General features: G+C 61.1%; 26 protein-coding genes. 23 read left to right on the top strand and 3 right to left on the bottom strand.

Going from position 1 to position 18,502, the window contains the following annotated elements; all coding sequences use genetic code 11:
* Nucleotides 1–67: 67 nt before the first annotated feature.
* The 3 genes from NTD82_RS14020 to NTD82_RS14030 form a co-directional block, all read right to left on the bottom strand.
* The gene (locus NTD82_RS14020) at nt 68–307 is read right to left on the bottom strand and encodes a pyocin activator PrtN family protein (RefSeq protein ID WP_262129114.1); all 240 of its coding nucleotides are present in this window, start codon (nt 305–307) and stop codon (nt 68–70) included.
* Nucleotides 304–804, bottom strand: coding sequence for a hypothetical protein (locus NTD82_RS14025; RefSeq protein ID WP_262129115.1), 501 nt, complete (start codon nt 802–804; stop codon nt 304–306). The genes NTD82_RS14020 and NTD82_RS14025 overlap by 4 nt, the downstream gene beginning before the upstream one ends.
* A gap of 292 nt (nt 805–1,096) precedes the next feature.
* The gene (locus tag NTD82_RS14030; RefSeq protein WP_262129116.1) at nt 1,097–1,819 is read right to left on the bottom strand and encodes a helix-turn-helix domain-containing protein; all 723 of its coding nucleotides are present in this window, start codon (nt 1,817–1,819) and stop codon (nt 1,097–1,099) included.
* 115 nt (nt 1,820–1,934) lie between these two features.
* Between NTD82_RS14030 and NTD82_RS14035 the strand changes: the two genes are divergently transcribed.
* The 23 genes from NTD82_RS14035 to NTD82_RS14145 all read left to right on the top strand — a co-directional run bounded on the left by NTD82_RS14035 (nt 1,935) and on the right by NTD82_RS14145 (nt 18,502).
* Complete coding sequence (locus tag NTD82_RS14035; protein WP_262129117.1) at nt 1,935–2,144, top strand: Cro/CI family transcriptional regulator; 210 nt, start codon at nt 1,935–1,937, stop codon at nt 2,142–2,144.
* 135 nt (nt 2,145–2,279) lie between these two features.
* Nucleotides 2,280–2,768 (top strand): phage regulatory CII family protein, encoded by a 489-nt coding sequence (locus tag NTD82_RS14040; protein ID WP_262129118.1) that lies wholly within the window; start codon nt 2,280–2,282, stop codon nt 2,766–2,768.
* Nucleotides 2,761–2,964 carry a TraR/DksA C4-type zinc finger protein gene (locus NTD82_RS14045; protein ID WP_262129119.1) on the top strand — a complete coding sequence of 68 codons (204 nt, stop codon included), beginning with the start codon at nt 2,761–2,763 and terminating at the stop codon, nt 2,962–2,964. Before NTD82_RS14040 ends, NTD82_RS14045 begins: the two co-directional genes overlap by 8 nt.
* Nucleotides 2,961–5,546 (top strand): bifunctional DNA primase/polymerase, encoded by a 2,586-nt coding sequence (locus tag NTD82_RS14050; protein WP_262129120.1) that lies wholly within the window; start codon nt 2,961–2,963, stop codon nt 5,544–5,546. The genes NTD82_RS14045 and NTD82_RS14050 overlap by 4 nt, the downstream gene beginning before the upstream one ends.
* A 256-nt stretch (nt 5,547–5,802) precedes the next feature.
* Nucleotides 5,803–6,174, top strand: coding sequence for a hypothetical protein (locus tag NTD82_RS14055; RefSeq protein ID WP_262129121.1), 372 nt, complete (start codon nt 5,803–5,805; stop codon nt 6,172–6,174).
* Nucleotides 6,175–6,177: 3 nt separating this feature from the next.
* Entirely contained in the window at nt 6,178–6,639 is a 462-nt protein-coding gene (locus NTD82_RS14060; protein ID WP_262129122.1) for a hypothetical protein, read from the top strand.
* A gap of 207 nt (nt 6,640–6,846) precedes the next feature.
* On the top strand, nt 6,847–7,197 hold the full coding sequence (locus tag NTD82_RS14065; protein WP_262129123.1) for a phage holin family protein: 351 nt from the start codon (nt 6,847–6,849) through the stop codon (nt 7,195–7,197).
* A gap of 78 nt (nt 7,198–7,275) precedes the next feature.
* On the top strand, nt 7,276–7,587 hold the full coding sequence (locus NTD82_RS14070; protein ID WP_262129124.1) for a hypothetical protein: 312 nt from the start codon (nt 7,276–7,278) through the stop codon (nt 7,585–7,587).
* A gap of 287 nt (nt 7,588–7,874) precedes the next feature.
* A complete protein-coding gene (locus NTD82_RS14075) occupies nt 7,875–8,396 on the top strand; it encodes a terminase small subunit (RefSeq protein ID WP_262129125.1) in 522 nt (173 codons plus the stop codon).
* Between the two features lie 43 nt (nt 8,397–8,439).
* A complete protein-coding gene (locus tag NTD82_RS14080; protein ID WP_262129126.1) occupies nt 8,440–10,326 on the top strand; it encodes a phage terminase large subunit family protein in 1,887 nt (628 codons plus the stop codon).
* Nucleotides 10,327–10,338: 12 nt separating this feature from the next.
* Nucleotides 10,339–10,554: a hypothetical protein gene (locus NTD82_RS14085; protein WP_262129127.1), complete on the top strand. Its 216-nt coding sequence runs from the start codon at nt 10,339–10,341 to the stop codon at nt 10,552–10,554.
* 2 nt (nt 10,555–10,556) lie between these two features.
* Nucleotides 10,557–12,164 carry a phage portal protein gene (locus NTD82_RS14090; protein WP_262129128.1) on the top strand — a complete coding sequence of 536 codons (1,608 nt, stop codon included), beginning with the start codon at nt 10,557–10,559 and terminating at the stop codon, nt 12,162–12,164.
* Between the two features lie 2 nt (nt 12,165–12,166).
* Nucleotides 12,167–13,387 (top strand): S49 family peptidase, encoded by a 1,221-nt coding sequence (locus NTD82_RS14095; protein ID WP_262129129.1) that lies wholly within the window; start codon nt 12,167–12,169, stop codon nt 13,385–13,387.
* Between the two features lie 11 nt (nt 13,388–13,398).
* Nucleotides 13,399–13,749, top strand: a complete 351-nt coding sequence (locus NTD82_RS14100) for a head decoration protein (RefSeq protein WP_262129130.1) — start codon at nt 13,399–13,401, stop codon at nt 13,747–13,749.
* Between the two features lie 11 nt (nt 13,750–13,760).
* Nucleotides 13,761–14,792 (top strand): major capsid protein, encoded by a 1,032-nt coding sequence (locus NTD82_RS14105; RefSeq protein ID WP_262129131.1) that lies wholly within the window; start codon nt 13,761–13,763, stop codon nt 14,790–14,792.
* A 1-nt stretch (nt 14,793) separates the two neighbouring features.
* Complete coding sequence (locus NTD82_RS14110; RefSeq protein WP_262129132.1) at nt 14,794–14,973, top strand: hypothetical protein; 180 nt, start codon at nt 14,794–14,796, stop codon at nt 14,971–14,973.
* 2 nt (nt 14,974–14,975) lie between these two features.
* Nucleotides 14,976–15,299 (top strand): hypothetical protein, encoded by a 324-nt coding sequence (locus NTD82_RS14115; RefSeq protein WP_262129133.1) that lies wholly within the window; start codon nt 14,976–14,978, stop codon nt 15,297–15,299.
* Nucleotides 15,296–15,949 carry a hypothetical protein gene (locus NTD82_RS14120; RefSeq protein ID WP_262129134.1) on the top strand — a complete coding sequence of 218 codons (654 nt, stop codon included), beginning with the start codon at nt 15,296–15,298 and terminating at the stop codon, nt 15,947–15,949. Before NTD82_RS14115 ends, NTD82_RS14120 begins: the two co-directional genes overlap by 4 nt.
* Nucleotides 15,942–16,472: a hypothetical protein gene (locus NTD82_RS14125; protein ID WP_262129135.1), complete on the top strand. Its 531-nt coding sequence runs from the start codon at nt 15,942–15,944 to the stop codon at nt 16,470–16,472. The genes NTD82_RS14120 and NTD82_RS14125 overlap by 8 nt, the downstream gene beginning before the upstream one ends.
* Entirely contained in the window at nt 16,469–17,029 is a 561-nt protein-coding gene (locus NTD82_RS14130) for a phage baseplate assembly protein V (RefSeq protein ID WP_262129136.1), read from the top strand. Before NTD82_RS14125 ends, NTD82_RS14130 begins: the two co-directional genes overlap by 4 nt.
* Before the next feature lie 57 nt (nt 17,030–17,086).
* Nucleotides 17,087–17,293, top strand: coding sequence for a hypothetical protein (locus NTD82_RS14135; protein WP_262129137.1), 207 nt, complete (start codon nt 17,087–17,089; stop codon nt 17,291–17,293).
* Between the two features lie 4 nt (nt 17,294–17,297).
* Nucleotides 17,298–17,624 (top strand): GPW/gp25 family protein, encoded by a 327-nt coding sequence (locus NTD82_RS14140; protein WP_262129139.1) that lies wholly within the window; start codon nt 17,298–17,300, stop codon nt 17,622–17,624.
* Nucleotides 17,621–18,502 (top strand): baseplate J/gp47 family protein, encoded by an 882-nt coding sequence (locus NTD82_RS14145; protein ID WP_262129141.1) that lies wholly within the window; start codon nt 17,621–17,623, stop codon nt 18,500–18,502. Before NTD82_RS14140 ends, NTD82_RS14145 begins: the two co-directional genes overlap by 4 nt.

Here is an 18,502-nt window from a genome sequence, read left to right on the forward strand (position 1 = left end):
CCGCCACCGAGGTTGTGTGAGAGTCGGTAGCGGATGTGGTGCCCCTGATGGCCGGGGCCGCCTATTGCTAAGCGGTCTGCGCTTCCAGCGCGTCGAGGTACTTGGCGAGGTCGGTCAGGTAAACGACGTACTGGGCCCGCGCTGAGTTGTGCAGCTTGGTCAGCTTCAGCTTGATCGCCCCGTCCCTGACCAACTCCCTGAAGCGTCGATCCGTGCGGATGTGCGGGAAGTAGTGCTCCCGCACCGCGGCCATGGAAGGGCAGGGGGTGGTCCATTGCTGACGGAGCTGATTGAGGGTGCTGGTCATGCGCACTCCCCGTGCCCCTCCGCCGAAGGCCAGAGCTTGGCGCGGACTTGGGCTGAGAGGTTTTCCTTGTCTGCTCCGCATGCGACTGCGCAGATCTCGCCGGTGTTGTTGGTGATCACTGCGGCAAATGGCGTGTTCGGCCAAGGCGTGGGGCTGATGTAGACGAGATGGCCGATTGGCAACATGGCGCTGACATGATCGTGTGCATCCATCAGGGCAAGCGCCTTCTGGACGTACTCAGTGCGGCCGTTGGCCAACTCCTGGATGAAGTCGCGCAGGTGTTGGTATTTGGCCGTGTCGCCGCGTTGCAGCGTCAGCTTGCCGGTCGTGTCGCCCACAGCAACTTCCAGGTGCACGGCGTCGGTTTCGAGCGTGGCCTGGATGGTTGCAGTGGAAAGTGACTCGGGCCGGCGGACCTGGCAGGTGGCGGTGCCACCGTTCTCCAGTACATGCTGCAGGAGCATGACGTTAGCGAGTGGGACGATGTGGTTGCTCATGCGACCACCTGCTGTGCAGGAATAGCCGTGGCGAAACCGCTTGGGCTGATAACGACCATCAGGCCGGTGCGGTGTTGCAAGGCAGTTACCACTGACCGGCTACTGCTCGCGGTGGGGTGCAAGAGGATCTTGCAGGGTGAAATGTGCTGTGCTCTGTTCATTATTCGTACTCGGTGAGAGGAGATACGAACAGAAAATTAGTATTAGTGGTTTATTCTGTCAATAGCTTTGCTGTTATTTGCTGTTTTTCTGACGGTCAGCTACAAAAAAGCCCGCTCTCGGCGGGCTTCCTTCATAGATCTACGATTTTTCGCCGGGCTCTTCCGTAGATGCGCCAGGTCTCATCGATCTTGATCACGCGATCTGGCAATGCGGGATTGGTCGCGAAAAGGTAGACCGTTCCACCCTCAATGTTGATTTGGCGTAAGGTCGCCGCTTGCTCATTTGGTGCGCTAGCCAGCACGAAATCTCCCGACTTCCATGGCATTGACGGATCAATTACCACTTTGTCACCTGATGCAAAGTCAGGCTCCATGCTCTTACCTTCTACTCGCACAATGAACGACCCGGGGCCGGAAGCTCCTCCGGCCTCGACCCACTCCTGTACTTCCTCCTCTGAGAACCCGTCCTTTGCATCGCAAAAGGCGCCCACTTGTACATATCCGATCACAGGCAGCAGCCTCCCCGCCGGTCCTATCTCCGTAGTGTTCAGATGTAAACCCTTTCCTAGGGCAGTACTTAACACCGAACTGTTAGCAGTCGTGTCCAGAGTCTCTGCTAACCGAGGGCTGATGCTCTCGGGAGCAACACGTAGAACGCGACTGAGGCTAAGAAGCGCGGGGAGATTGAGGGCGATTTTTCCAGTCATGTACTGGCTGACTGCACTTTGGCCGGCCCAGCCGCAAGCTTCGGCGACCTTCTCCTGGTTAAGGGAGCGGTCCTCTGCTTTGCGAGCTTTGTAGGCAGCCTGGAGGCGGGCTGCTTCTTCTGCGATGTAAGGGGCTTTGGTCTTCATGCGACGATGCTATAAGGGTTACTGATATGCCTCAAACAGCATTGGTGTTTTTTTCTTGCGTGAATTTAATGAGTCGAACTAATATGTGGTCGCGGTCCATCCATGGGAGTCGACAATGTCTATTCAATTTGGGACCCCGTTACGTGAATACGTGAAGGGCAGAAGTCAGGTTGAGGTTGCTGAAGAGCTGGGTGTCACCCAGGGCGCAATCTCACAGATGCTGCTCAGCGGACGTGATGTCCGTGTAGTTATTGATGGCAACGGGAAGGCGGAAGGCTATGAATTACGTCGGGTGGGTAGCAGGCGAAAGCAGCTAGCCGCCTGAAACAGGTGCCGACCTGGGGACTCTCACCTCCCCAGGCCAGCGACGACAGAGCACAAGCACATGCACATCGGTCGTGGTCGTAGGATAGGGCGTGCCCGTTCCTCTGGCTACACCGTAAATAAGGATTTTACGGTTATGAGTCGCACAGATCTTTTGCCGGGCGCAGGCCCGGTGCTGACCTTGCGTCAGGCGCTCTATCGCGCCGGGCGTGACTTCACGGGCGGCTTTACTCGCCTGGCATTCGAAATGGTCCTGGATCAGGACACCCTTCAGAAGAAACTCAACCTCGATGAGGAACGCCGCTGGCTCAATCCCGATGAGCTGGAAGACGTGATCCGGTTAACGTCTGATCCGCGGTTGTTGGACGCCTTGGTGCGTCCTGCAGGAGCGGTGTGGTATCGACCTGAACCAGTTCCCGCGACCAACGAAGCCCTTCGGGCCGTCGGGAAGCTCCTGGACGAGGCCGGCGAATTCGTTGGCACGATGCACGACGGCGCCGCGGACAACATCTGGGAGCTGCACGAAGTCCAGTTGCTGGAGCAGCGCGGCATGGATGTCATCCGGCAGGTGCTCGCGATCATGGCCGGGGCACGCAAGGCTATGGAGGACGGAGCCCATGGCTGACAGTGTTGATATGGCCAATGAGCTGGATGACTTCTTGTTGGGGCTGGCTCTGAAGCGCCAGGCGCTCAAGGTTCACAGCCACAGTGCGCAACTCTGCGAGGATTGCGACGGTCCCATCCCGGTCGCTCGTCAACTGGCGGCGGTCGGGTGCGAAACCTGCATCGACTGCCAGGATCTGCGGGAGCGTCGGCGATGACTGGCCGCAAGAAGAATTCGACTGCCGAATGGGCCCGGCGCTACATCGATTCATTTGGCTTGGCGCTGGTACCCATTGAGCCAGGGCAGAAAGGCCCGAAAGGCGAGGGCTGGAACAAGCCTGGCGGGTACTTTACCGACGCGGACGCGGCTGAACAGTTCTGGTCGCAAAACCCCAAGCACAACCTCGGCGTTGTGCTTGGGCCGAGTCGTGTCTGCTCGCTCGACGTCGATGATGTCGAGCTGACCCGCCGAGTATTTCAGCAGGTGCTGGATCTGGAGCTGGATACCTTGGCCGATGCCTACCCGACAGTGGTCGGTAATCCCACACGGTTCAGGGTTCTGTTTCGTGTCCCGGATGGCGTCGAGCTGACCCGCCATTCTCTGGTATGGCCAAGTCAGGCAGACCCTGACGGATCGATCCTGAAGGCGCTGATGCTTCAGGTTAGAGCCGCTGCGGACGCGGGTCAGACGGAGAGGGAGGCGGCCTTGCGCCTCGCTGCAGAACCCTTCAAGAAAATCACGGTGTTCGAGTTGCGCGGTGGCCTGGTGCAGGACGTCTTGCCGCCGTCCATTCATCCCGGTACCGGAAAACCCTACACTTGGCGAAAACCGCCATCGCCCGATGGCCTGCCTGATCTTCCCCAGGCGTTGCTCGATATCTGGCAGGGATGGGACCAATTCAAGCCTGCAGGTGAGCAGGCTTGCCCGTGGTTGCCCAAGAGCGCTCCAGCACCTGCAGCGGCGCCGAAGCCTCGACCGGCTGTTGAACGGTCAGGCCCAGACCTGCCTCCGGTTATTCCTGAGTTCAACCGCTGCCACGACTTGGCGACTTTGATCGAGGCCCACGGATACAAGCGCGTGGGAAACAAGTGGCTATGCCCCCAGAGCAGCAGTGGGCTGCCAGGAGTAACGATCACCGAGGACAAGCTGTACTCGCATCACAGCTCTGATCCGCTGAACAACGGTCACAAGAATGATGCCTTCGACGTGTTCTGCATTCTGGAGCACAACGGGGACAGTCGCGAGGCGACGCGGGCGGCTGCGCGGCTGCTGGGACTGGATGCCAAGTCGCGGCCGCCCGAACCTCCTCCGCTGGGCGAGGCAGTTCGGCCTGATGTCGCCACTCCGATTTCCTCGGACGTTGCCGCGGACCTTCCCCACGCCCCTTCCGGTGAGCGCCCGGCGTCTGCCCCCAGTGCGCCGGGTCCAGCGTCTGCACATGAGACCCTTCCCGACGCCCCTTCCCGTGAGTGGCCAGAAGACGACTATGGACCCGACGCACACACACTCGGGGGCGCGGGGGGCTTTCGCATAACTGAGCGTGAATTGCTTCGGGATTTTGTGGTGGTCTATGGCTCGGACGTGGCGTGGGATTGCGTGCGGGGCCGCATGATCAAACTGTCGGCCATTCGCGAAGCGGTGGGACGAACCTCGTACAAGTGGTGGCAGGAAAGTGAGCATCGGCGGATGGCTCAGGATGTGGTATTCGACCCCACTGAAACATGCAATCCGATGATGTTGAACCTGTTCGATGGGTTCCATGCGGAGCGTGATCCGCGAGGGAAGGAGGGGTGTAGCTTGATCCTGAAACACTTGGGCTTGCTGTGTAACCATCGGGCGGACGAGTACCGTTTTCTGCTCCAATGGATCGCCTATCCACTTCAAAATCCGGGCGCCAAGATGGCCACAGCGGTCGTGATGTTTGGCGCCGAAGGTCCTGGTAAGAGCCTGCTGTGGGAGAGGGTCGTACGGGAAATCTATGGCACCTACGGCACCACGATTGGGCAGGCGCAACTGGAGAGTCAATTCACAGGATGGCAAAGCCGTAAGTTGTTCGCCTTGGCCGAGGAGGTTGTGAGTCGAGAGGAGATGCGTCACTACAAGGGCGTGCTGAAGCACCTGGTGACGGGCGAGACACTGCAGATCAACGAGAAAAACATGCCGGTGCGAGAGGAGCGGAATCACCTGAACTTCGTGTTCCTGTCCAACTCGACCGTACCGCTGGCCCTGGATGATGGGGATCGACGTTACCTAGTGCTGTATGTGGACCGAGTGCCGCCGAAGGAGTACTTCGAGGCGCTGGTCAAAGAGATCGAAACCGGGGGCATCGCAGCATTCTATGAATACCTGATGGGCCTCGACTTAACGGACTTTAGCCCGCATACCAAGCCCCCGCTTAACGAAGAGAAACAGGGCTTGATCGACGGAAGCCTGCCAGCACCGCGCTACTTTGTTCGCCGTTGGCTCGCTGGGGAGACAGAGTTTCCGGTTACTGCTGCCGTCACGCAGGAGGACCTGTGGCGGGCATTCTGCCGATGGTGTGATGGGGCGAACGAGTTCAAGCGAAGGCAACGCGACTTTACCCAAGAGGCCGTGAGGGACTTGAGGCAGTCACGAAATGACATCAAATATCCGACCCAGAATGATGCGTTCATTACCAAGCGTATCTATATAACACCGGCGTTTCTCGCTGAGAAAGACACGCTTGGGCGCGACTGGGCCGGTAAGGCCGGGCTAGAGTGCCGTAAGTTCACGACCGCGTTTGAACGGTATGCCGTAGCGCCGGAGGGAGGATTTTGATTCCGACATTCCGACAACATTCCGACAGTGATTCAGACGCTGATGTGCCCAATGAATACGGGCATTCCGACATTCCGACAGACTTTTTGAGATAGCCCATGTGCGCGTGCGCACACCTATCCACGTAAGGCTTTCTCAAAATATCCGTCGGATTGTCTGAAACAGTATTCAACTAATTGATTTTAAAGGCTTTAACGATTCAGACAGATTTCCGACGAAGTTCCGACATCAACCATAAGCGTAGGAAGGCAGAAAAATGGCTGTTTACACCGTAGAAAATGGACAACTCAAACGTGTTGCTGAGTGCTTGGCGGAGTACTCCGGGGTGGCCTGGGAAGATGGCCAGGATGGAGGTGAATTCCTGGCCTCGATGGGGTTCAGTAATTGGGATGGTGTTGAGGGTGCATACCACCTATACCAACGGATAGATGGGGATAGCGGGGTTTTGCCTGGCGTATTCCATGTGTTCGATGTTGTAGCTCATGAGTCAATTCCGGATTTCATTCTCGTCGGCGACCATCTCCCTGATTATCTGGCGGTTATGGCGATGATCGATCCACTCGCCAAGCGGTCGTATGCGCTGCACGCGGAGATCGCTGCTGAGCAAGAAAGAATTCGGCGGGGGTGAGCTGTGATTCTTTCGGACATCGACCAACTGATGATCCATTGGGCAGAACAGCGAGCCCAGCTCGGCCAATCCAGCCTGGGCAGCCAGATGGGAAGCATCATGGAGTGGAAAGGGGCCGCGCCGCGGGGTGCTGCTGCTGGATCTCGCATCCTGATCGCTGGCGCAGGGTTGGACCATGCAGCAGCGGAAGTTGAAGCGGCGGTGGCTGAATTGGAACGTCGGGACAAGCGCGGCGAAGTGCTGGCGCGGCTTGCCACCTTTCGGTACCTGCATGGCGCAACAATCCGGGAGCAGATGCGGGAGGTCGGATTGGCCGAGCACGCCGAGCGCACCTATTGGAACTGGGTGAAGGCGCTGCACCTGCAGGTGTCGCGAATCCTGGTCAGCCGGATCGGGCCGAATCGTAGCAATACCGTTCGTCGGGTTGGTATGCGCCGAGCGTGCGCCGAAGGTGCGTCGAAGTAGCGTCAAGGTGACGAACCGAAAATAGGCCCTTTTCGGTTTTTCAGTTCACCGGTAAAAAGGCGCCACGATATGACAAGTGCGTTTAGGCGCTACCCCAACAAGCACAGTGTTGTGCAAGCCGCTTCGGATGGTCGGAGCAACGAGAACCCTGCCAGATGGCGGGGTTTTCTTTTTTCAGCACTGTGCTTTCTGACCTGAGAGGACCGTATGACCAACGAGCAACAAGCGTTAATCGAGATGCCCCTGTGGATGGTGATCGTGCTGTCCCTGGTCGGCGGGGTGTCAGGTGAGACATGGCGTGCGGACAAGGCGGGCGTTCACGGCTGGGCGCTGGTTCGCCGGGTTGCGCTGCGCTCTGGAGCCTGCATCGTTTGCGGTATGGCAACACTGATGCTGTTGCACTCTGCCGGGCTGACGATCTGGGCTGCTGGCGCGTTTGGCTGCCTTACCGCAGTGGCGGGTGCAGACGTAGCTGTTGCCCTGTATGAACGCTGGGCGGCGAAGCGGATTGGCGTTTGTGATGTGCCGCCACCCAGCCGCTTGGACTCGGACAGTTGATTTTGTTAATAACTGCGTGCTTCCAGATAGGTTTGTAGTGTGATTTCATAGGGCCATCATTCGGCAGGGAAAGTCATGATGTCCGTGAGCAAAATGAATACAGTCGGTTTTGATGCGATCAAGGTGTTTACGAAGCTGCACCTGGGCTCTACGGTCCATGGTGGACCTAAAGCGTTGCCAAACGGCGATGCTTTTTATATCACTTGTGAAAAGACGAAATACCGAGTCGTTGTCTTGATCCAAGAGGATTCACCTGGGCAGTTTTATATTGCTTCAGTAGATTTGAAAGATCCCGATGCAGAATCCAAACTTGCCCCGGACGTGTTTCCTGTCGACCAGCTCACGGTTGAACTCGTTCTGACCTATATGGAGCAGGGGTTCGCCAAGTAAGGGTACTTATTCATAAGCTCGGAGGGCGCAATACCCTCCGATTCAAAGGATCAGGTAGTAGTAATTTCTTTTGCCAGTCATCGCGAGTTCTCGCATCAACGATTGGCTCATTGCATCCCAGAATCCACCATTATTTTTGCCCTACTGCATGGCTACGCTGCCGTGAGCGGCTGGGTGGTGAAATCTGGGTCCTCCCCTGGCCCCGCCCCCTACACGGGTGCGCAGACTCGCGGATTCCCTGTAGCTGAGGTTTCGACAGGGATGTCCGTCTTTTCAAGGACTTAGTGATGGGCAAGACAGTCAGCAAGCTCGAACTGGGTGAGATCGTTGGTCGCGACGAACGCACCCTGAGCCGGTGGCAGAAGGAAGGCATGCCGGTAATCGAGTTCGGCGTCGGTCGCGGCAACGAAAACCAGTACGACACCCAAGCGGTGATCGAGTGGCTGATGCGCCAGGCTGCGCTCAACGGCAAGAAGGAAACCACCCGCGACCGGCTCGACCGTATCCGCGGCGACCGCGAGGAGCTGGCGCTGGCCAAGGACCTGGGCGAAGTCGTGATTGAGGCGGAAATGGTCGAGCGCTTTGAAGCGGTCATCACCGGCGCCAAGATCGAGCTGCTGAACACATTCCCTGATGAGCTGGCGGCAAGCCTGTCCGCCCGCTACGGCGTGCAAGTCGACGACCAACTGATCCGCGAACCCATCGAATCAATACTGAGGAGGCTGTCCGCGTATGGCGAGGACGACGATCTCGCTGGGGATCCTGACGAGCCGGACGACGAGGAGGGCTCTGAAGAAGACGGCGAGTAAAGCCATGGGGCGGGTGTGTCGCAAGTGGGCCCCGCCGCCACGTATGACCATCATCCAGTGGGCGGCCAAGCACCGCTGGCTCGCATCCGAAGAGTCGGCCACTCCGGGTAAATACCGCTTCGACATCACCCCGCATTTGATTTGGCCAGGCGGCCCGCTTGAGGCGTTGGACGACCCGAATGTGGCCGAGATCGTGGGGCGCAAGTCCGCCCAGGTGGCCTGGACTTCGGGCGTGCTGGGCAACGCAATCGGCAAGTGGATTGACCTGGACCCGTCCCCGATCCTGATCCTGTTCCCCAAGGCAGAAGCCGCCAAGCAGTACGTGGCGGAAAAGCTGGAGCCGATGATCGAAGCGACCAGGCGCTTGCGCAAGAAGGTCGACTTGCGCAGTCGCAAGCTGCAGCAGCGCCAGGACTTCAAGCGCTTCCCTGGAGGCTTCCTGAAAATGGTCGGCTCCAACAGTCCGGCCAGTGTGAAGTCGACGCCGGTACCGCGGGTCGCCATCGAAGAGCCCGACGACTGCAACCTGAACCTGCGGGGGCAGGGGGACAGCATCAAGCTGGCGAAGGAGCGCCTCAAGACCTTCCGGCGTTCGAAGATCATCATCGGCGGCACCCCGACGATTAAGGGCCTGTCCGCCATCGACGCCGAGCTTGAGCTGTCGGACAAGCGCGTGGGGCTGGTTCCCTGTCACGGCTGCGGCCAGTCGCATGCGCTGAGCTTCGAGCACCTGCACTGCGACGAGGACCCGGGCTACTTCCATGAGGTGTACGGCAAGCGGCGCCCGGAAACGGCGTTCTATGTCTGCCCTCACTGCAGTGAAATCTGGGATGACCACCAGAAAAACGCCAACCTCAAGCATGGGCGCTGGGTGGCCACGGCTGAGTTCCGTGGCATTGCTGGCTACATCCTCAACGAGCTGTATGCCACGTTCCACGGATCGCGCTTCGAAGTGCTGATGGAGAAGAAGCTGCAGGCCGAGCATGCCGCATCCATGGGCAACATCGGCCCGATGATCGCCTTTACCAACAGCTCGATGGGCGAGAGCTACGAGTACAAGAGCAACGCGCCCAAGACCGACGAGCTGGAAAAGCGCGCCGAACCCTACGCCGAGCTGACCGCGCCCAAGGGTGTGCTGCTCGTCACGGTTGGTGTGGACGTCCAGGGTGATCGTCTCGCCCTGGTAATCGTGGGCTGGGGCAGGGGCGAAGAGTCCTGGCGCTTGTACTGGGGCGAATTGCCGGGCAACCCCATCGATCCAAATGATCCGGTCTGGACTGAGCTGGACAAGATCGTCGCCACACCGATTGCAACGGAAGGCGGTGCGCAGATCGGCGTGTCAGCCGTCAGCATCGACAGCTCGGACGGCAACACCAACGATGCGGTGTACGCCTATGTCCGGGACCGCCAACGTTTCAACATCATGGCGATCAAGGGCGCTTCCATCGACAGCCGCGACCGGGAGATTTTCACCAAACCGGCCCAGTCGACCGACACCACCCAGGACAACACGAAGGCCGCCAAGTACGGACTTCGCGTGTTCATCGTTGGCACGCACAAAGCCAAGACACTGATCGATGGCCGTATGCGGCTGACCGGCAGTGGCCCAGGTCGAATGCACTGGTACAGCGAGATCCGTGCGGACTACTACGAGCAGGTCACCAACGAGGTGCTGGCCCCGCACCCGCGCATGCCCAGCAAGATGGTCTGGCAGAAAAAGGCAGGTCGCCGCAACGAGGCGCTGGACTGCGAGGTGTACGCCCTGCACGCGGCTCGCAGCCTCAAGACCCACCTGCTACGCGACCACGAATGGGACCAGTTGGAGCAGCAACAGCTTCAGCCGACCCTTTTCAACACTGAGCAGGCGGTGGCGCCGGTGCCTCGTCGCGTAGTTTCTCGCGGCAGGGGCACCCGGAGCCGCGTCGGCTAATCGAGGTTCACCATGACAGATGCACAACAACGCCTTGCGGAAGTACGGGCGGCGATCTCGGCCGTCCTGAAGAACGGTCAGCGTTTGCGCCGGGCAGATCGCGAGGTCCAGATGGCCGAACTGAATAGCCTGCGGCTGCTGGAAAAGCAGTATGCCGACCAAGTTGCCGCGGAACAGGTGGTACTTCAAGGCCGCGGCCGCAACCGCATTTCCTACCTGGGGATTTGACCATGTGGCCGTTCCGTAAGCGTGAGCAGGCCGCTGAGCAACTGATGCAGGAGGCCATCCGGGTTGCCAGGGCATCGGTTGGAAACGGGCAGATCGTTGCCCAAGGTGGCGGTGGAGGTGTCGAAACCCGCTGGCGCGGCGCATCGCGGATTCTGCGCAGTGTGGCGAGCTGGATACCTGGCCTGGGCAGCCCGCGCCGAGACTTCAACCAGGGCGAGCGGCGAATGCTGGTGGCTCGGTCCCGTGATGCCATGCGCAATCACTTGGTGGCGCGTGCGGCAATCACACGGTTGCGCACCAATGTTGTTGGGACGGGGCTGGTCTGTCGTGCTCAGGTCGATCATGACGCGCTGGGCATCACGCTAGAGGAGGCCGAGCAACTGAATAGCCAGTTGGATCGCCTCTGGTCGCTGTACGCCGATGACCCGAGGGAGTGCGACGCCGAAGCGACGCTCAACCATTACCAACTGCAGGCCTTGGTACTGGTGTCATCCATGGTGGCTGGCGACGTGTTCGTAGCCAGCCCGGACAATGAACGCCCCGGCTGCATCTTCAGCACCCGCCTGCAGCTCATTGAGTCCGACCGCGTCGGCAACCCGAACGGTGGAATGGATCGCGTCGACCTGGTCGAGGGTGTTGAGTTTGACGGACTGGGGGCGCCTGTCGCGTACCACGTCTGCACGGGTTACCCCGGCGAACACTTGGCAGGCAAGACTTTGGGCTGGGAGCGCTTGACCGTATTTGGTGCCGCAACCGGGCGGCGCCGGGTGTTGCATGTGATGGCCGACAAGGAACGTCCTGGACAGAAGCGGGGAGCGCCCTATCTGTCACCGGTGCTGGAGCCGCTGCAGAAGCTGGAGCGCTACAGCAGCGCTGAACTCATGGCGGCTGTTATCTCGGCCATGTTCACCGTGTTCATCAAGAAGAGCGACAACTTCCAGCAGGGCAACCTGCCCATGTCCGCACTTACCGAAGAGCATGCCGGCGGGGATGACACCTCGGATGGCCAGTTGGCGTTGGGTGAGGGGGCCATCGTGGACCTCGGCGTGGGCGAGGAACCTATGATTGCCAACCCGAGCCGTCCCAACGCCCAGTTCGATCCGTTCTTCACCGCGGTGGTGAAAGAGATCGGTGCAGCCCTTGAGCTGCCTCTGGAAGAACTGCTGCTGCATTACAGCAGCAGTTACAGCGCTGCCCGTGCCGCGATGCTGCAAGCCTGGCGCTTCTACAGCCTGCGGCGTTGGTGGTTGGCCTGTGACTTCTGCCAGCCAAGCCGCGAGTTGGTCATTGATGAGGCGGTGGCCAGGGGGTTGATCCATCTACCTGGTTACAGCACGCCGGCCAGGCGCAAGGCTTACTGCCAGGCGATCTGGATCGGCCCGGCTCGCGGGGCCATCGACGAACTCAAGGAAGCCAACGCCGCCGGCAAGCGCATCGAAATCGGCGTCAGCAACGAGACGCTTGAAACGGCAGCGATGACTGGCGAGCCCTGGCAACAAGTGATTCGCCAGCGTACCCGCGAGGTCACCTACCGCCGCGAGCACAACATGCAGGCCCTGCCCAAAGGCGGGCTGGAAAACCCGCCTGAACCCAAACCCGAAGAGGAATAGACATGCCGCGAGCACTTGAGCTGGCTGCTTCGCAGCCCTGGCTGATGCTGCCCGACGCGCTGGACAACCTGCTGACCATCTCTGATCGCATGGGCGATCCAGTGGCGCTGGCGACCAAGCGCGGCGAGCGGCTGGAGGACACCCGCAAAGTCACGATGCGCAACGGCGTTGCGGTGGTGCCGGTCGTTGGGCCGATCTTCCGCTACGCCAACCTGTTCACCGAAATCAGTGGAGCGACCAGCACGCAGGTTCTGGCCACCGATATCCAGCGGGCGCTCGATGACCCGAAGGTTCGCGCCATCGTGTTGAACATCGACAGCCCCGGCGGCGTGGCTTCGGGCATCAACGAGCTGGCGGAAATGATTTACGCCGGACGTGATCGCAAGCGGATCGCCGCGTACATCGGCGGCATTGGCGCAAGCGCTGCGTACTGGATCGCGTCGGCGGCCAGCGAGATCGTCATCGATGAAGCCAGCCTCGCCGGCAGCATCGGTGTGGTGGTCGAGGCAGTGGTCGAGAACGAGAAGGCCACCGGCCGCACCCGATATCAGATCGTCAGTCGCAACGCGCCGAACAAGCGCCTGGACCTTGGCAGCGAGGAAGGCCGGGCGAAGCTCGGCGAAACCATCGACGCACTGGGTGAAGTCTTCGTGGGCAAGGTTGCCCGCAACCTCGGCGTGGCTGCCGAGAAAGTGCCCGAGATGGGCGATCACGGCGGAATCCGCGTCGGCGCCGACGCCGTCCAGCACGGCCTGGCCCATCGCGTGGGCTCGCTGGAATCCCTGATCACTGAACTGGCCAAGCCGGCCATCAACTCCCCAAGGATACACACCATGACCACCGTCAAGACCACGGCAGAACTGCGCACCGCACTGGCAGCCGGTACCGATCCCAACACCATCGAAATCGCCCAGGCCGAGCAGCCGGACCTCGACGCGGTGCGCGCAGACGCCTCTACCGCTGAGCGCGAGCGCATCAAGGGCATCAACGCGCTGGCCAGCAAAGGCTTCGAGAAAGAGATCGAGGCGGCGATTGACGACGGCACCTCCGTCGAAGCCACCGCGCTGGTTATGTTCAAGGCGGCGCAGGACCGCGGCATTTCGCTGGCCGGTATCAAGAGTGACGCTCAAGGCGTTACCGGCACTTCCCCATCCGCTGACGGCAAGCAAGGCGAACGCAAAGCTGCCGTCAGCGCCATCGTAGCCGGCGGCAAACGCCGCTGAAGGAGATCCACATGAGCAACCCCCAACGCCACACGTACCAGCCGAGCCAGCTCTCGGCCGGTGATTTCCCGGTTGTGATGGATACAGGTGTTATCGCTGCCGGGCAGAACCTGAAGCGTGGCGCTGTCCTCGGCCAGGTCACGGCTTCCAAAGAGTATCTGCTGTGCAAGGTGGCGGCCGAGGACGGTTCCGAGGTGCCGACCGCGATCCTCGATCAGGACGTGGACGCCACTGGTGGTGCCACGAGCGCCCCGATTCGACTCACCGGCCAGGTGCTGGCCAGCCAACTCCACCTCGGCGAGGGCCTGAGCCTTGCCGCCGCGAAGGCCGCCCTGCGTCCTCTGTGCATTTTCATCCGCTGATCGGAGCCCCCATGACTGACATTTTTGACACCCTGACCATGCTGGAAGCCGTCGAGCAGATGGTGCTGCCGCGGCGCTTCCTCATGAGCACTTTCTTCAATGGTGGCGCGCCTGTGACCTTTGGTACTGAGACGGTCACCATCGACATCATCAAGGGCCAGCGCAAGATGGCTCCGTTCGTGCACCCGACCTTGCCAGGCAGCGTTTCGCAGCGCACCGGGTTCAGCTCCTCGACCTACAAGCCGCCCTACATCCAGCCCAAGCGAGAAACCCGTGCAGAGTTGATCCTCAAGCGCGGTGCTGGCGAGACCGCCTTCTCCACGCGAACTCCTCTCGAACGGGCGGGTGAGCAACTGGGGCGTGACCTGACCGACCTTGACGACGAGATCACCCGTCGGGAAGAGTGGATGTGCGCGCAGGCATTGACCACTGGCCGCATCAGGGTTGTCGGCGAGGGCGTTGATGACACTATCGACTTCCTGATGGAAGACACCCACAAAGTCACCCTGGCAAACGGCCGTTGGAACACCAGCGATTCCGACCCCATTGCCAATTTGCGCCAGTGGCGCCGACTTGTTGCCAAGGATTCCGGTCGGACAGCCGGTGTAGCTGTGTTGAGTGCAGAGGCGCAGGACGCCTTCCAAAGCAACGATACGGTGCTGAAACAGTTGAACAGCCGGCGCGTCGACATGGGGCTGATCAAGCCCGAGGAGTTGCCGGACGGGGTCACTTACCTCGGTTACCTCAACGATCCGGGCGTGGACCTCTATGCCTACGACGAGTGGTATCTGGACGACGATGGTGAAGAGCAACCGGTGATCCCAGCAGGCGGCTTGATCCTCGGCTCGACCAATACCCGCAGCGCCATGCTCTACGGAGCCATTCAGGATTTGGAAGCCATTGAGAGCGGCCTGGTCGAAGCGGCTCGCTTCCCCAAAAGCTGGGTCACCCAGGAACCGAGCGCTCGCTGGCTGAAACTTCAGGCGGCTGCGCTGGCCGGCATGCTGGAGCCAAACGCATTCCTCTTCGCGAAGGTGGTGTGACATGGCCGCGAAGATCGAGTACGTGGTGGTGGACGGTTGCATTCAGGACGGTAAGAAGGTCATCCGACAGGGCGAGGTCTACACGCCGTCCAACAAGGAACTGACTGATCTGCTCATCGAGGAAGGCAAGATTGCCAGGCGTGGTCAGCTTCCCAAGGATGACCAAGACGACGGTGAGTAATCATGGCCTTCCATGATCAAGTAGCGAACATGGACGAGCAGCTACTGGCGGTTCTCGGTGACGAGGCCGCTATCGAGGGGCGGGATAAGCCAGTGCCCGGATTCATTTCGGTGCCGTGGCTGCAGCCTAAGTTCGGTCACCTCAAAACCCCGGTCAGAGAACCTGTGTTTTCTATTCGGGGTCTTGATGCTGTTGGAGTGACCGCCCAGCAAAAGCTGGTGCTGGATCTTCCGCCGGATGAAGGCGGTGGCACCTACATCATCGTCAAGATGGATCCGGACGGCACCGGTTGGATCAATCTGGTCTTGAGGGAGGTGGGGCGATGAGCGTTGGCAGCTACTTCAAGCAGACGGCCGACAGCGGCATGCTCACGCTGCAGGTGTCCAGCGCCGACAAGCAGCGGCTCAGCCGCTTCGCGGTGCTCGCGCCGAAGGCGTTCGCGGCAGCCGAGCGCCGAGCCATCAACAAGACCCTGCGCTGGATGCGCACCCACATCGCCCGGTCTGTCAGTCAGCAGGAGCGAATCGCCCAAGCCGCTGTCCGGCAACGCTTGCGGGCGTACCCGGTCAGCGGCTCGGGCCCTGGCAAGCTGTGGTTCGGTGTCAACGCCATCGAGGCCAGCCGCGCCGGTCGTGCTCGGCAGAACCGTTCGGGCGTCTCGGTGGCGGGGCGGCGTTACCAGGGCGCGTTCTACAAGACGGTCTACGGTGGCACACCGGACATCTGGATCCGCACAGCGAGCAAGCACTTCAAGGCGAGCGACTACCCGGAGAGCACTTTCGGCGGTCGGAGCAGTGGCTGGGTTCAGGAAAACGGTGACCGTTTCCCCCTGGCCAAGGCCATGCTTTCGCTCGACAGCGTCCGGCCGCACTTCGATGAGTGGTCACGGAAGGCCCACCACCGGCTGCTGGAGATCCTGGAACAAGAACTGAACTACGAAGTGCAGAAGCTGCTGCGAGGATCCGTCCGTGTCTGATCAAACCTTCAGCCTCGACTCGCTGTATACGGCGATTGAGGATCATATTCGCGATGCGATCCCCGGCCTTGAAGCGGTGTGCTTTCCGCCGGGCTTCGTCACCAACGTTCCGGTGCCGATGGTGCTACTGGAGCTGGCCGAACTGGAGCCCGGCCAGGACCAGGGCACGGGCGAAACGGCTGTTGTCGCCCACTTCGAAGCGCGGGCTATCGTCGGCGCTGAACAAGTGGACTGCTACCACCAGGCGGCTTTCATCGCGTCCCGACTTGCCGTCCTGTTGCGGGTGCAGCACTGGGGGCAGGAAGTTGGCCCGGCTGAGTTCGTCCGTGCCGCGCAGGACTTCACCCGGCCGGAGCTGGACGGGTACGTCGTCTGGGTTGTCGAGTGGACGCAAACGCTCTACCTCGGCGATGAGGAATGGCCGTGGCCCAACCAGCCGCCGGGCAGCCTGTTGCTCGGTTTCAGCCCGAGCACCGGCAACGGCCAGGAAGGCCATTACATCGCGCCGGAGGACATCCCGTGAGCCAGGTCAGCGCAGCACATGACCGCATGATCGCCGGCCTGATCATTCCGTGCCGCGTTGTTGCGGTGGATCTGGCCGCGGCGATGGTGCGTGTATCCGATGGCGCCGGCTGGACCAGCGCCTGGGTGCGCTGGCACAGCCAAGCAGCGGGCAAGTCACGGCACTGGCGGTCGCCGAGTCTGAACGAGCAGGGCGCCTTGATCAGTCCGTCCGGCGAGCCCGCGCAGGGTACGTTTGTGCCGGGGCTGTACGGCAACGCTGGAGCGCAGCCGGACAATCGCGACCACGTCGAGGTTTGGCGCTTCGATGACGGCGGGTCTCTGGTCTACGACTGGCAGGCCAAGACCTACACCATCGAACTGCCCTCTGGCACGGTGAAGGTGCAGGTCGGCGGTAGTTCGGCGGTCGTCACGGATGATGCGATCACCGCCACCGCTGCGAGCATCACGCTGACTGGCAACGTCCAGGTCAACGGTGTGCTGCAGGTTACCGGGGACATCCTCGGCGGCGCCAAGATCATTGATACCGCCGGCAACACCCCGAACCACAAACACTGATCCCTTAGCCCCTCAACAGGCCCGCCGCGTGCGGGCTTTGTCATTTCTGGAGAACCCATGGCGAGCAAAGAACCCGCCGCGTCGGCGCCGACCAAGCCCGGCCCGGCTCAGCATTACCGCGACACCCGCTACACCTCCCGCGTGCTGATCCTGCCGGACGGTCGACAGCTCTCTGTCGCTCAGGGCGTTGTGTCTGCGGCTGCCGATGACCTCGTCGCTCTGGACTACCTGAGCAAGCACCCGGACCTGCAGCCACGGGAGTAACGCCATGCTCGGAATGGATCGCCGCACCGGGCAGCCGCTGTCGGGCCTTGCCCACCTGCGGCAGTCCATCGAAGACATATTGACCACCCCTGTTGGCAGCCGGCGCATGCGGCCGGAGTACGGTAGCAAGCTGCGTCGGTTCGTTGACCTGCCGATCAACGAGGGTTGGAAGAGCGCCGTGCAGGCCGAGGTGGCTCGCTCGCTGAGCCGCTGGGAACCGCGGCTGAAACTGGAGCGGGTCCGGGTGCTGTCGGTGGTCGGCGGACAGATCACCCTGCAACTGACTGGGCAATACCTGGGCGATAGCCAGATTCTGGAGGTGAGCGCGTGAGTACTATCGAACTGTCGGCGTTGCCTGCGCCGCAAGTGCTGGAAGACCTGGACTATGAGGCGACCTATCAGCAGGAACTTGCGGGCTTTCGTTCATTCATGGGCGACAACTGGGACGCCTTGCTGGAAAGCGATCCGGTCACCAAGCTGCTGGAACTGGGCGCGTACCGGCGCATGCAGAACCGGGCTCGGGTGAACGATGCCGCCAAGGCGTTGCTGTTGGCCTTCGCGCAGGGCAGCGACCTCGATCACCTGGCAGCCAACGTGCGCCTGAGCCGGCTTGTTGTACAGGCTGAGAACCTGAGCGCATCGCCGCCCACTGCAGAAGTGCTCGAGGCAGACGACGCTCTGCGCGAGCGCATCCAGCTTGTTTACGAGGGACTGACCACGGCCGGGCCGCGCAACAGCTACATCCTGCATGCGCGCAACGCTTCGGGCCTGGTCGCGGACGCCACGGCCGAAAGCCCGTCGCCGGCGGCCGTTACTGTAACGGTGCTGAGCCTGAACGATGCCGGCGAGGCCGACGCCGATCTGCTGGACACGGTGCTGGCCAAGCTCAGTGACGATGACGTACGACCGGTTGGCGACCGGTTGACTGTGCGGGGCGCCGAGATACTGCCTTATCGCATCGATGCTGTGGTGCACATGACCAGCGGCGGACCGGAAACTGAGGCCACGCTAGCCGAATGCCGGCGCCGGCTGGCGGCCTGGGTCAACCCTCGGCGTCGACTGGGCGTTGAGGTGGCGCGCTCTGGCATCGACGCGCAGTTGCACATCGCCGGCGTGGCGCGGGTGGACCTTGCGAACTGGACGGATATCCGGCCGACCAAGGCCCAGGCAGCGTGGTGCGAGGGCTTCAGTGTCGAGCGGGGTAGCTGA

The sequence above is a fragment of the Pseudomonas sp. 5P_5.1_Bac1 genome, assembly GCF_025466015.1.
Classification (GTDB): domain Bacteria; phylum Pseudomonadota; class Gammaproteobacteria; order Pseudomonadales; family Pseudomonadaceae; genus Aquipseudomonas.